The following is a 14,023-nucleotide window of genomic DNA, read 5'->3' as shown; positions in this document are numbered from 1 at the left end:
GCCATCGGTACCGGTGTAAGTAACGGTGTCGCCCAAGTTGACTTTTTCAGACGACCCTTCATCAGCGGCAATGACCAAACCTTTCTTCAACTCTTCGCCCACCTTATCCAAGGCTTCTTGAACCGTACCGACAGCGGTATTTTTCGTGCCGTCCGCTTTAGTTACGGTGAACGCGGGCGCAGCCACTTCACCCGTTGTCGGGTTGACTGTTGTGTTCAATGCGGCTGCAATCGGTTTAAGTTGCTCGACATTTACTGCATCGGTATCCGCAGTGCCTTTGGCGATGTTGGAGGCTTTGTTGCCGCCATTGTCCAGACCGTTTTTAGTCAGGGAAACAGGAGCATTTGCTGCGCCATTGGCAATAGTCAGTCCGTTGCTGTTCAACACGCTGTCGCCGACCGTGACTTTATTGAAAGCAACGTCGTCTGAAGTGGCTACGGTGATATTCTTACCATCGCGGGTCACGGTAATATTTTTACCTTGTTTGATGGCTACTTCATCATCAGGACTGATTTTTTCGGCCTGTGCCGAAGTTTCTTCGTTGACTTTCAGCTTCCAGCCTTTTTCAGCAGTTTCTTTCACAGACTTAATCGCGTCGTGAACCGTATTTTGGTTAGTCCCGCCGATATTGCTCATGGCGATATTGCCGTTGTTGTTGACTGCATCACCACCCAAGATGTTTTTCAGGTTCACTTGGGTTGCATCCAGCTGGGCTTCGGTTGCGGCTTTGTTTGAAGTCGCAAAGCCAGTCCCGCCTAACGTAGTATTGCTCAAACCGCTCACTGTTCCCGTCGTACCATCGATGCTGACAGGTTTGCCTGTGTCTTGACCGATTTTGACGGTGTCGGCAAGTTTCAGTTGTACGCCGCCTTCAACAGTTTCGCTGGTAATGTTGCTGTCGCCTTTGATGTTGACTGTGTCGCCCAGCGCGTATTTTTTGCTGTTGCTCGTACCACCGATATTGATGCCTTTGGCAATATTGGCGGCGTTGGTATCGGCTTTCTGATCGACTTTGTACAGTTGCGCGCCGTTAACAGCATCGGTGCTGTCAGCTGTAAGCGCACCTTCAGCAACTTTGGTGATTTTGTTACCGCCGTTGTTCAGACCGTTTTTAGTCAGGGATACGGAAGATCCTGCCGCGCCGTTAGAGATGGTCAATCCGCTGCCGTTCAACTCACTGTCGCCGACGGTTACTTTATTAAACTCGACGTCGTCTGAAGTCGCTACGGTGATATTTTTACCGTCGCGGGTTACTTTGATGTTTTTGCCGTCTTTGAACGTTACCGTTTCGCCTGCTGCTACTTTTTCGGCAGTATCGCCGTTGGCTTGCAGGTTCCAGCCTTTTTCAGCAGTTTCTTTGACGGATTTAATCGCATCGCTGACGGTAGTCTTGCCTGTGTCGCCGATGTTGGTAACCGTTACTGTACCGTTTTGGTTGGTTGAACCTGTACCCAAAACATTTGCCAGATTGTCTTGCGCAGCATTTACCTGCTCTTCGGTCGCGGCTTGGCCTTTGGCTGCGAAATCCGTACCGCCTAACGTTTTGTTGGTCAGTCCGCTTACCGTGCCGTTCGTGCCGTCGATAATAACGGGATTGCCACCTGCCGCGTTTTTGCCGACGGTGACGGTATTGGCAAGGCTGAAGTCGATTTCGTTGCTACCTACAGTCGTTACGATATTTTTATCTTTGCTCGTGTAGGTAACGGTTTCGCCCAAATTGACTTTGTCCGCATTGCCTTTGTCTGCGGCAATGGTCAGGCCTTTATTCAACTCGTCGCTGACTTTGTTCAAAGCATCTTGAACGGTACGTACAGGCGTGCCTGCCGTACCGTCGGCTTGTTTGACGGTAAAGCTCGGCTGTCCGACCGTACCGTCTGCACCGACGGTCGTGTTCAATGCTTCAGCCAACGGTTTGATTTGCTCGACATTTACCGCGTCGGTGTCTGCCGTACCTTTGGCTACTTTGGCAATCTTGTTGCCGCCATTGTTCAAGCCGGACTTGGTCAGGGATACAGGATTGTCACCATTGGCAATGTTCAATCCATTACCGTTTAACACACTATCGCCTGCGGTGACTTGCGGTGTGTTCAGTCCGTCTGTGGTCAGAACACTATTACCTGCTTTGAGTTTATCGGCATTGACGGTTTGGACAGTGATTTCGTCTTTCAATTTGACTTTAATGCCTTCTGCTCCAGCTTCAGTAACGACGTTTTGGTCGTCGCCTTTGAGATTGACGGTTTCACCCAGTTTGGCGACATCGGTTGTTCCGTTGTTACCCGCAAATGCAACACCCTTGCTGTCGACAGCAGTTTTCGCCTCCACGCCTTTTTGAATCTCAGCTTTGGCGTCGTCTGAAAGGTCAAGTTCGTAGTTGGTGGTTTTGGTTTGGTTACTGCTTGTCGTTTCAGTCGGATTCAATGCCAACTTACCGTCAGCTTTTACGCTCACAGTCGTTTTATCGGCATGAACGGTATAAAGTGTCTGATTACCAGTAACTTGAGAAGCAACATGGGTATTATCGCCTGCCGCTACGATGCTGATTTTCTCGCTGTCGGCAACGGCTTTATTGATGGCATTGGCAACATCAGTTGCGGTAGCAAATGCATCGCCTGCTGTATCCGCACTGATTACGCCGCCAGTACCTGCTGTCAACGTAGATTTATTGACATTGAACGCGACGGTGCCTCCTTTGTTTTCGGCGGTCGTACCTGTGCCGTCAACGAAGTTCAGCGTGGAATCGTCTTTAGTCAATGTTTTGGCATCTGCACCGTTGACTTGTACGCCGATGTTTTGCAATGCGCTGTCGGCTTTTGTCAAAGAGGCTTTGGTTTTGTCAGACAAATCCAGATTGTAGGTAGTGACATTGGTGGTTGTATCTTCAGACGACGTAAGTTTCAGACCGTTGTCTGCGCCTGAGGCGGAAACAACCGTGCCTTTGGCATTGACGGTGTAAATCGCCTGACCGTCCGCACCGTCGGTTTTCTTCACTTCGGCAACATTCGTACCTGCTTGAACCTCGGTTTTCGCAGCTTTGACTTGTTTGTAGCTTGCTGCGTCATTATCTGCCACGCCGTCGGCAATGTTGGTAACCTTGTTGCCGCCGTTGGAGAGTCCGCCCGCAGTCAGGCTCACAGGGTTGCTGCCGGAGCCGATGGTTACGCCGGAACCGTTAACGGTCGTGCCAGCAGCGGTTACATCGCCGCTGAAGGCTGCGGAAGTCAGGCCGGTCAATTCTTTTGCCAATTTGACGTTCAACGTGTGATTTTGGTCGTCTGAAACTACACCAATATTATTATCGGATAGCTTAGTCTTATCAGTTTGTCCGCCTTTAACGGCCACGGTGCTGCCAAGTTGACGGTCAAATTTCGTACCGGTATCGCCTTCGAAATTCAACGGCGTGCGTACGGCATTGCTTAAAGCGGTGAGCGCGTCACCCACTTTGTTGTAACCTGCTACGCTGGAGCTTGAAGGATTGCCTGAAATGACGTTATACGTTGGCGCAGTAATCGTGCCGTCCGGATTCACTTTAGTACCGATGGCTTCAGCAATTTTGTTCAATTGGGAAACATTGACCGCATCATTGGCTTTAGCACCGTCCTTCACATTGCCGACTGTGGTCGGAGTAGTGGTTTGCGGATCGGTCGGGTTTAATGCGGCAATGGTTACGTCACCCGTGTACGGAGTGCTGTCGTCCATATGTTTGAACGATACAGTTTTCACGCCCGTACCTGAATCTACGGTTACCTCCCGCTTCAGCAATCTACCGTCTTTATCTATATAGGAGAACGGCGCATCATTATTGACAGTCGTCAGCGTGCTGACGCTCAGGTTTGCCATTGCTTCTTGCAACTGACCCAGATTAACCGCGTCGCCGGCAGTATCGCCTTTGGCAACATTGGTAATCTTGTTGCCGCCCATATCCAATCCGCCCTTAGCGGTAACTTTGCCCGTGAATTCAGGATTATCGACGGTATTGATGCTGACGGTTGCACCGTTTTGACGCAGGGAGATGTTTTTGCCCGCTTCCAGTGTAATGGTTGAGCCGCTGGTAATGTTTTGCAGCGTGTGATTCTCCGCCACACCATTGGTACCACTAGTCTGCGCCGTTGTCAGCTTGAATGGTTTGTACGCATTAGCATTCAGATTACGAATAGCCGCATCGATGGTATTTTGACCTGTACCGCCGATGTCGCTCATTGTAAAGCCGCCATCTTCGCCGACTGCAGCATTGCCGCCCAATACATTTTTAACAGTTTTAGCAGTATTGCCCAAAACGTTTTGTACCGCGTACAGCTGGCTGCCGTTGATGGCATCGGTAGAAGTATTAGAGATTTCGCCCGGCGCAACGTTTTTCAATTGGCGTTCGTAGTTTTTAGAACCAAAGGATACTTGGTCGCCAGAGGTAACATTGTTGCCGCCTGCAAAGCCTGAGTATTTCAGATCATTGACTTTAGCTTCGTTGACACTGGTTGCATCGGTTGTAGTCGTACTGCCCGCACCGATTGCTACAGAGTTACCTTTGGTGGCTTTCGCGCCCATACCGAATGCGGCAGAGGCGACGCCTTGAGCGCGTGTACCCGTACCGAACGCAGTAGACAATTCGCCTTCTGCCTGTGATTTAGTACCAATGGCTACTGCAGCTTCGCCTGAGGTCGTATGAGTATAAGTATCGTCACCGGTTTCCATCACATCACCGGTATAGTCTTGATAAACTTGTTTAACCGTTTTACCCGTACCGGCCACAGTTTTCACTGCAACGGTATCCCAGTCGTCTGCACCGATAGCGATAGAAGAATTGCCTTTTGCATCTACATTGTTACCGATGGCAGTAGATTGATCACCCCATGCATTGGCATATGCACCGATAGCAACAGTTTGATTGGTATCTTGATTGGATGCGGACATTGCCGGATTGGTTGCAGAAGCGTGATAGCCGATAACGACAGAGCGTGAATTATTGGATTTCGCTTCTTCACCGATAACGATGGAGCTGTATTTCATGGCTTGGGCTTTGTTACCGATAGCGATGGCTGCGGCCTGTGCAGCATTGCTTTCACTGCCGATGGCAACGCCGTGTTCATCTGCATAAGCTTTCTGACCGACAGAAACTGCATTCTGACCGTTGCTCACACTCTCCAAACCAATTGCAATGGCACGCTCACCATTGGAATTCGCACTATTGCCGAATGCCAGAGAATTTACCTTCCATGCATTGCTTTGCTTGCCCAAAGCGATTGCCGACTCCCCTGATGCATTGGCGTTTGAGCCAACAGCTAATGCATCATCCGCATGAGCTTTCGCCTGAACACCTGTTGCGACGGAATTGGCACCTGTCGCCTGGGCACTAGAACCAAAGGCGATTGCCTTAATCGCTGTTGCTTTCGCTTCATCACCCAATGCAACGGTATATCCGGCAGATGCGACAGTATTCCTACCTAAAGCCATTGCTTGGTTTTGCGAAGCATTAGCGTTGTTACCAAATGCAATGGTATTTTGCCCCGTCGCTTTGGATTCATTGCCAAGAGCGACTGCATTAGCATTTGTAGCTTGCGCATTTCTACCTGCCGCCAAAGAGTTTTCGCCTAATGCATTAGCGTAATAACCAAAAGCCGATGCACCCGATTTAGTCGCTTGGGCATACGGACCGACGGCAGAAGAAGAATCGTCAGTAGCATTTGCCCCGTCGCCAATGGCTACACTGGATTTGCCCGAGGCTTTGGAATTTTGACCGCCTGCAAAAGAATTCTGACCGAAGGCATTTGCAGCCTGACCGACGGCGGTCGCGTTCGTACCGCTGGCTTTACTTGCCGCACCCACGGCGACCGAGCCTTCTCCCGTGGTCGTACCGTTGACATTGGCAACAGAGCCTGTGGCTGCTTCGACGGAAGCCTTGTTACCGATTACTACCGCATTTTTCGCCGCTGCTTTGGTTTCGCTACCGACTGCGATGGCAGATTCAGCCGATGCCTGAGCCTTCAGACCTACCGCAGTTGTACCATTGGCAGTCGCAGAAGCATCTACACCTGCGGCAAGCGCGTTGTCGCCTGTCGCACCGTCGTTGTTGTAGTTACCTTTAGTTTGATCTTCGTTTTTGACGCTGTAAAAATGGGTTTGCGACGTACCGGTCAGCTTACCGTCAACAACCTTGATGGTTTTGTCGTCCACCTTAACGTCGTATTTGACTTTAGTATTACCATCTGCTTCAGTCTCAACGGTAACGGTAGTTGCATTGCCGTCGGCAAATTGCACGCTTTCTCCGGGCGTAACAATGCCCTTCGCCGCGCCCGCATTGTCTTTGACGGCAAAGCCTTGGTTGACGTAAGTATTGAGATTGGTCAACGCGCCGCCTACGTTGGTTGCGGCTGCCGTATTGAATTTGGTCGCACTGTTGCCTGTGGCATTCGGTGTCGCATTGCCTTTGAACACATCATAAGACGGCAGCGTTACCGTACCTTGATTGTTTGTAGAATCAATGCCTACAGCTGCGTTGCCGCCCAATGCATCGGCAACTGCTTTGGCGATATTGCCCGAACCTACATGAAGCGCGTAAAGTTGGCTGCCGTTAATCGCGTCGGTGGAAGTTGAGGTAATCGCACCTGGGGCAACATTTTTAAGCTGGCGTTCGTAGCCTACCGAACCGAAAGAAACCTGCGAACCGTGCGTCAAGTTGTTGGTACCCGCGAAACCACCATAGGTAATACCATTTACAGTTGCAGTAGTTATCTTTTCCGCATTAATGGTTGTGGTCGAGCCCGCACCAATAGCAACGGATTTATCCTGAGTAGCGGACGCACCCACACCGAATGCTGATGCACCCAAACCACTAGCTGTCGAACCTGGACCAAAAGCCGTTGATAGAGCACCAGTCGCACGCGCCTTCACACCTACCGCAACCGCTGCGGTAGCTGCTTCCGTACCCGCATAACCCCCAGCCATATCAGAACCAGTCAATACCTTGTACTGTGCATTTACAGTTTTTTTTGCTTCATCCCAGTCATCGCCACCAATGGCAACAGACGAATCCCCTTTTGCGCGGGTATTGTTACCAATGGAGGTTGATTGCTGACCCGAAGCAGTGGCATCCGGACCGATGGCAACGGCTTGAGTATCGCCTATCGCCTTAGCTCCCGTACCAATGGCAATACCTTGTCTGGAGGTTGCTTTAATCTCTCCATATTTAACATCATCACTACCAATAGCGATAGAGGCCTCTCCCGTTGCCTGTGTATTTTTACCGATAGCAATCGATTTAAGAATTGATGCATTCGCGTTCGTCCCAAAAGCAACCGCATCTACGCCCGTAGCCTTCGCATTCGTACCGAAAGCAAGCGTATCATCCCTCGTAGCCATCGCACGTCGACCAATAGCGGTACTGCGAGCCCCTGAAGCCAAAGTCGCGCCACTGCCGTCATTCAATTCTGTATTTATACCACGCCCCCAGCGGTCACTCCCCCCGATGGCAACCGCAAACTGGCCTGTAGCCTGTGTCCAACCGCCAATGGCTGTCGCACCGCGCGCCTTCGCCTCGGCGCGACCACCCAGAGCAGTAGTAAATTGATCCGAGGCTATCGTATCCGAACCAATAGACGTAGCCTTAGCTGCATTTGAATTTGCACCCGTACCAATAGCAATCGCATTATTACCATCAGCATACGTAGCCGTAGTTTGATCACTACCACCGATTGCAATAGCACCCGTATTGAGCCCAAGAGGAGGTGCAGCCCTTGTTCCCGCACGAGAATATGCACCAACCGCAACTGCACCTGTACCATTAGCATTACCGCCGTTGATCGCAGTTTCCCCACCCGAACCATTGACAACTTGACCGGCAGGCGCAACCACTGCCCAAGCCCCTTCGGAAAATCCCAATAATGCCGCGCTCAACGCCGTCAGCCTGAACAAGGTTTTCAGACGACCTTCCTCTGAGGTGCGCACATCCCCTTCAGCACCTTCGCCGCTTGATTTGACACGTCCCTTCGCCAATTCGGAAGTAACGACGAAAGAGCCGATGGTACGGTTCCATACTACCTTGAAAATCTTATTCATAACAATCTCTCTTGGTTGGATTTATTAAAAAATATCAGATTGAATTCAAGCATATACAATCAAAACAAGACGTACTCCCCGCACTGTCCCGCCGCCAAATCTTCTTCTTCAAGGCACACGCGGATTTTATGAGACAGGCATTCATTTATTTTGTTTATATATTATTGAAAATCAAATAGGTTGACGTTAATTGTCACTTAAGTACAATTTTTAGAACATATCTATATCAGTAGATATAGTGTAGAAACTTCATCAAATCACCGCTCATACAAAATAAGCTCCGATAATCTTTAAGTTTCTTTTATTTTTTAACGTATCTTTACTTTTAAAAGTGGAACTATGTCTAAACCCTGCAATTCTCATGCCAAACTCTCATATTGCATTTATGGATATGTCGTTTAAGACGATATTTATATTTGAATGAAAATACAGAAAGAAAATTTGAGACGCCTTTGCAACGGTATTGATTTGTAGAATTAATCCTTCATCTTGCGCTTACCGTCTTCTATCGCAAGGAAAAGAATTGGCAGCAGAAGCTTGCCAAGTCAGGGAAACACAACTTTTCCTCTGCCATGACTCCCGCCAACTGCACTCGTGGGCATAGCCCACGCTACATTCCGATCTTTCAAACTCTCGCTAGCAAACATGGGAAAACAACGCAAAAAGGTCGTCTGAAATATCCATAGCGGGTTCCGCTACTTTTCAGACGACCTTTTGAAGGTGGATTGCAATAAAGCTATAAAAAAGAATCAACGCCCCATTTCGTTCTGCATGGCGCGGATGCTTGCCTGCCTGTCGCTGACATCACGGGTCAGGCGGTTGATTTTTGCCTGATCCCCCTGACGGCGGGCGGCGGCAAGTTGGGATTGGGCGCGGGCGAGTGCGGCCTGTTCGTTGCGGACTTCTTTTTGAAGGATTTGCTTACGCGACATTTGGGGCTTCGCAGGTGCGGATACAACGGGCGCAGGAAGGATTTTCGCTTTGCGGTTCATCTCTGTGGCACGCGCTTTGGCGGCTTTGGTATCCGGCTGGTTGCGCAGTCTCACATCCAGGCGGGGATTGGCGGCTTCTGCGGTGTTGGTTACACTGCTTACTGCCGGACGCGGAAGGATTTTAATGTCGTCGATTTCGGGGGCTGCCTGACCGATGGCTTCTTTCAGGTTGACCGTTTCGGGAACGGCGCTGTCGGCTTCTTCACTGCTGACGGTCGCGCTGCCGTCAACATGGGACACGGTACATTCGGCACCGGTTTTCTGGTTGGTAAAGACAATGCCGTTTGCGGTTTTGCAGATATAGGTAACAGGATTTGCGGATACGGCTGAGCTGCTGAGGCAGAGCGCAGCCGCAAGGATATAGGGTATCGGTTTCATGGCGGCCTGAGGTTTTCGGTAAGCGGACATTATACTATGCTGCCGGTTAGGGAATTTCAACTTATCTTTCAGGAATGTTAAATTCGACGGCTTACAGAAAATCAAGGTCGTCTGAATTCTGTTTTTCAGACGACCTTTTATCACACAACTGCTGGAAATATCCACGTTATTGGGCAGGGAAAGCATTTCCCGCCGCCTCGTCCCACAATTCCCGCTTCTTCCCTACCGTCAGTTTTTTAATGGCGATTTCCCGTTTCAGCGCCTCGCTTTTGGAGAGGTCGTCTGAAACGATACGCATCGCCGTCGGTTTGTTCAGCCGCGTATATTTCGCGCCTTTGCCGGCGAGGTGGGCAGCGAACCGCTCTTGCGGGCGGTTGCTGATGCCGCAGTAAAGCGCGCCGTTTTCACACAGAATCAGGTAAACGCACCAATTTTCCGCGTTCATGCGTCTGCTTCCTTGGCGAAACTTTCCGTGAAGATACGGACGGCGGCTTCGGTTTTGGCGGACTGGACGCGATAAGGCGTCACCAAATAGAGGCTGACCGGCGGCAGCGTCCATTCGGGCAAAACGGTTTTCAGACGACCTTGGGCGATTTTTTCCCGAACTTCGCCGCCCACTTGCAAAGACAAACCGAAACCGCTTTCGGTCAGGCTGCGCACGGCGGCAAGATGCGTGCAGGCAATGCTGTCGGCGATGTCGAGGAAATAGCTTTCGCCGCCGTGTTGCAAGGTCGTGCGCACGGGCAGGAAGTGCAGCCAGCGGTGGGCGTGAAGCTGCGAGGGATGGGTGATGGGCGGATGGCGGTCGAGATAATCGGGCGCGGCGCAAATGGTGTACGGCCAAGTAACGAGATGGCGCGCGACAAGGTTGGGATCATCCAAAGCGCGGTCGCCGCCGCGTATGGCGATGTCGGTCTGATTGTGTTGCAGGTCGTCCAAGGTATCGCTGAAATTGAGGACGGGGCGGATTTTGGGAAACTCGGTTTGCAATCTTGCAAACGCCGTCTGAAAAGCGCGGGAACTGATAACGCTGGATGTTAGGGAGATACGCAATTCGCCGACGGGTTCGGTTTTCAGATTGTCGATAACGGTACGCGTATCGGTAAGGGTGGCGGCGAGGCGGCGGCAGTATTCGCCCAAAGCGCGGCCGGCATCGGTCGGCGAAAGGCTGCGCGTGCTGCGGTTTAACAGCTTGATGCCGTGCAGGGTTTCGAGGCGGTTGATGTGCTGGCTGACGGCAGACGGGGTCATGCCCAGAGCGGCAGCAGCGGCGTTCATACTGCCGTGTTCGAGGACGGCGGCGAAAACGAGCAGGGGTTTGATGTCTTGCATTCTTCTATGATGAGGCCGTCTGAAAGTTTGGTTTTAACGAAGTCCAAACGCTTTCAGACGGCCTTCTATTTTGATTGTTTAGTTTAACTTCACAATCATAACAGCAAAACGGGGATTATCAAGCGTTTCAGACGACCTTACAATGCGTTCATCTAATCAATCATATCCTAACAAGGAGTCAAACATGAAAATCGCAGTCATCGGTGCAACAGGTTATGTCGGCAACGCAGTGGTTCAAGAATTGGCAGGTCGCGGGCATGAAGTGACCGCTTTCGCGCGCAATACGGATAAAGTGTTCCAAGCGCAAAATGTTGCCGCCGTCTCCGCAGACGTGAACGCGGCAGATTTCGCCGACAAGCTGGCAGGCTTTGACGCCGTGGTCAGCGCGTTCAATCCCGGCTGGACCAATCCCAATATCGGCGCGGATTTTACACGCGGCGCAAACAGCATCGTCGAAGCGGCAAAAGCGGCGCAAGTGCCGTATCTCTTAATCGTCGGCGGCGCGGGCAGCCTGTATGTCGCGCCTGATTTGCAAGTTGTCGATACGCCCGACTTCCCCAAAGCCATTTACGACGGCGCCAATGCCGCACGCCATCTCTTGACCGCACTCCTGCCGCGCCGCGATGTGAACTGGTCTTTCGTTTCCCCTCCGGCACGACTGGGCGCGGACGGCGGGTTCGGCGAAGACAAAACCGGCAAATACCGCTTGGGCAAAGACGATTTGCTGATGGACGGTGAAATTCCGGCAGGCATCAGCGTAGCGGATCTGGCGGTCGCCATCGCCGACGACGCGGAAAACAAAACGCAATTGTTTGAACGCTTTACCGTTGCCGCCGCTTAACCGCCGTCTAGAGCAAAGGTCGTCTGAAAACCTTAAAAATCAAGTTTTCAGACGACCTTTCCCTCCCCCAAACCAAAAGGAAATCGAAAAATAAAAAAAATCATCGCCGTCTTACTGACCGCAGCAGCTCTCTCATCGACCGCCGCATACGCCGCTTCCCAAGCCAAACCCGTACATACCAAAGCCGCGCAAACCCAAGAGGCACGCATCAAAGCCAACGCCCTTGCCTTCTACGACCTCGCATTCAACCAACACAAACTGCAAGAAGCCGTCAGCAAATATGTCGGCAAAACCTACATCCAACACAATCCGACCGTTGCCGACGGCGGACAAGCCTTTATTGACGCCTTCGCCCCGTTTTTGAAAGAAAATCCCGGCTCGCGCGCCGAAGTGAAACGTATCGCGGCGGAAGGCGATTTGGTGTTCATGCACGTCTTCAGCCAAACCTCCGCCCAAGACCGGGGCGAAGCGGTCGTCGATATTTTCCGCTTCGACCGCAACGGTAAAATCGTCGAACATTGGGACGTGATTCAATCCGTACCGGAAAAAACAGTGGGCGGGCATTCTATGTTTTAAAATGCCTTGAAGCGATACGGCAAAATGTGCAAAGGTCGTCAGAAAACCCAATTTTTAAGGTTTTCAGACGACCTTTATAATTTTACGTCCGGTTTTACAAAAATATTAACCTTGGTTAATTTACGAAAATATTTTGGAATTTACAATCGGCAAATCATTTGTATTTACAATGCAAATTTTTGTAACTAACGAAATAATATACATTAAAAACAACAAGATTTCTTTCTTTCCGTCATCATTGTTTTATAATATATGCATATATTATAATACTGCATTTTTTGTTCGCGCCGTATTTTATATATATAAGGCGTAAAACTTTTTTTTCCCCTTTTACTCTAAACCTGCGAACAGCTCCTCCTCTTTCCCTGAATGCCTCCACAGGCAGGCACGGCGCGAGTCCGACATGGTCGCGTCGGTTTGTTTTCCATCACATGAGACCTATCATGAAAAATACCACCATTCAGAAATTTGCAGATAAAACCGCCAAAATCGGTATCGTCGGCTTGGGCTACGTCGGCCTGCCTCTGATGCTCCGCTATGTGGACATCGGTTATCAGGTTTTGGGCTTCGACATCGACAAAACCAAAGTCGACAAACTCAACAAAGGCGAAACCTACATCGAGCATATTCCTGCCGAGAAAATCGCCGCCGCTTCAAACAGCCTGTTTGAAGCCACCACCGACTTCTCCCGCATCGGCGAAGTGGAAGCCGTGATTTTGTGCGTACCGACTCCGTTGAACAAATACCGCGAGCCGGACATGAGCTTCGTTATCGACACCACCGACGCGGTGAAACCTTACCTGCGCGCCGGTCAAGTGCTGTCTTTGGAATCCACTACCTACCCCGGTACGACCGAAGAAGAATTGCTGCCGCGCGTTGAAGAAGGCGGTCTGAAAGTCGGCAAAGACGTGTTCTTGGTTTACTCTCCGGAACGCGAAGACCCGGGTAACCCGAATTTTGAAACCCGCACCATCCCGAAAGTCATCGGCGGCCATACCCCTGCTTGTCTGGAAGTCGGTATCGCGCTGTATCAGCCTGCCATCGACAAAGTCGTACCGGTAAGCTCCACCAAAGCCGCCGAGCTGACCAAGCTTCTGGAAAACATCCACCGCGCCGTGAACATCGGTTTGGTGAACGAGATGAAAATCGTCGCCGACAAAATGGATGTCGATATTCACGAAGTCATCGCCGCCGCGGCAACCAAACCGTTCGGCTTCGTCGCCTACTATCCCGGTCCGGGCTTGGGCGGACACTGCATCCCCATCGACCCGTTCTACCTGACTTGGAAAGCGCGCGAATACGGCGTGAACACCCGCTTCATCGAGTTGGCAGGCGAAGTGAACTCCCACATGCCCGACTACGTTATCGGCAAAGTGGGACTGGCTTTGAACGAACACAACCGTTCCATCAAAGACAGCAAAATCTTGGTTTTGGGTATCGCCTACAAGAAAAATGTGGACGACATGCGCGAAAGCCCGTCTGTGGAAGTGATGGACCGCCTGCACAAATTGGGGGCAAACATTTCCTACTCCGACCCGCACGTGCTTGAGTTCCCGTACATCCCCGGCCACCACTACTTCGACCTGAAGAGCGAGCCGCTGACGCCGGAAACCATAGCGAAATACGACTGCGTGGTGCTGACGACCGACCATGACAAGTTTGACTACGACATGATTGCCGAACACGCCAAACTGATTGTCGATACGCGCGGCAAGTTCCCTGCGAAAAACCCGAAAGTCGTGAAAGCGTAACACCTTTGATGATTGAGGCGGACTGCTTGCCGACAGCTCTCGGCAGGCAGTCGGCTTTCTTAGTCCGTTTGTTTTCAGACGACCTAAGAAAGCCCTTATTCGCATGA

7 protein-coding genes are annotated in these 14,023 nt (G+C 51.0%); 3 read left to right on the top strand and 4 right to left on the bottom strand.

Features of this window, described 5'->3' with window-relative positions; all coding sequences use genetic code 11:
* The 4 genes from HMPREF2907_RS02065 to HMPREF2907_RS02045 all read right to left on the bottom strand — a co-directional run.
* The coding region (locus tag HMPREF2907_RS02065) for an ESPR-type extended signal peptide-containing protein (protein WP_083310645.1) at window positions 1-8,046 on the bottom strand (8,046 nt) is incomplete at its 3' end.
* 749 nt (window positions 8,047-8,795) lie between these two features.
* Entirely contained in the window at window positions 8,796-9,446 is a 651-nt protein-coding gene (locus HMPREF2907_RS02055) for a hypothetical protein (protein WP_318258978.1), read from the bottom strand.
* Window positions 9,447-9,582: 136 nt separating this feature from the next.
* The gene (locus tag HMPREF2907_RS02050) at window positions 9,583-9,861 is read right to left on the bottom strand and encodes a GIY-YIG nuclease family protein (protein WP_070679510.1); all 279 of its coding nucleotides are present in this window, start codon (window positions 9,859-9,861) and stop codon (window positions 9,583-9,585) included.
* Window positions 9,858-10,748 carry a LysR family transcriptional regulator gene (locus HMPREF2907_RS02045; protein WP_070679507.1) on the bottom strand — a complete coding sequence of 297 codons (891 nt, stop codon included), beginning with the start codon at window positions 10,746-10,748 and terminating at the stop codon, window positions 9,858-9,860. Before HMPREF2907_RS02045 ends, HMPREF2907_RS02050 begins: the two co-directional genes overlap by 4 nt.
* A 184-nt stretch (window positions 10,749-10,932) precedes the next feature.
* On the opposite strand from HMPREF2907_RS02045, the gene HMPREF2907_RS02040 reads away from it, so the two are divergent.
* The 3 genes from HMPREF2907_RS02040 to HMPREF2907_RS02030 all read left to right on the top strand — a co-directional run bounded on the left by HMPREF2907_RS02040 (window position 10,933) and on the right by HMPREF2907_RS02030 (window position 13,916).
* Window positions 10,933-11,589, top strand: a complete 657-nt coding sequence (locus HMPREF2907_RS02040) for an NAD(P)-dependent oxidoreductase (RefSeq protein ID WP_070679504.1) — start codon at window positions 10,933-10,935, stop codon at window positions 11,587-11,589.
* Window positions 11,590-11,679: 90 nt separating this feature from the next.
* The gene (locus tag HMPREF2907_RS11530; protein ID WP_083310644.1) at window positions 11,680-12,165 is read left to right on the top strand and encodes a nuclear transport factor 2 family protein; all 486 of its coding nucleotides are present in this window, start codon (window positions 11,680-11,682) and stop codon (window positions 12,163-12,165) included.
* Window positions 12,166-12,608: 443 nt separating this feature from the next.
* Entirely contained in the window at window positions 12,609-13,916 is a 1,308-nt protein-coding gene (locus HMPREF2907_RS02030) for a nucleotide sugar dehydrogenase (RefSeq protein ID WP_060974982.1), read from the top strand.
* The last annotated feature ends 107 nt before the right edge of the window (window positions 13,917-14,023 follow it).

Source organism: Neisseria sp. HMSC055H02, from assembly GCF_001813335.1.
Taxonomy (GTDB): domain Bacteria; phylum Pseudomonadota; class Gammaproteobacteria; order Burkholderiales; family Neisseriaceae; genus Neisseria; species Neisseria sicca_C.
This window is presented reverse-complemented; position numbering and strand designations above follow the sequence as displayed.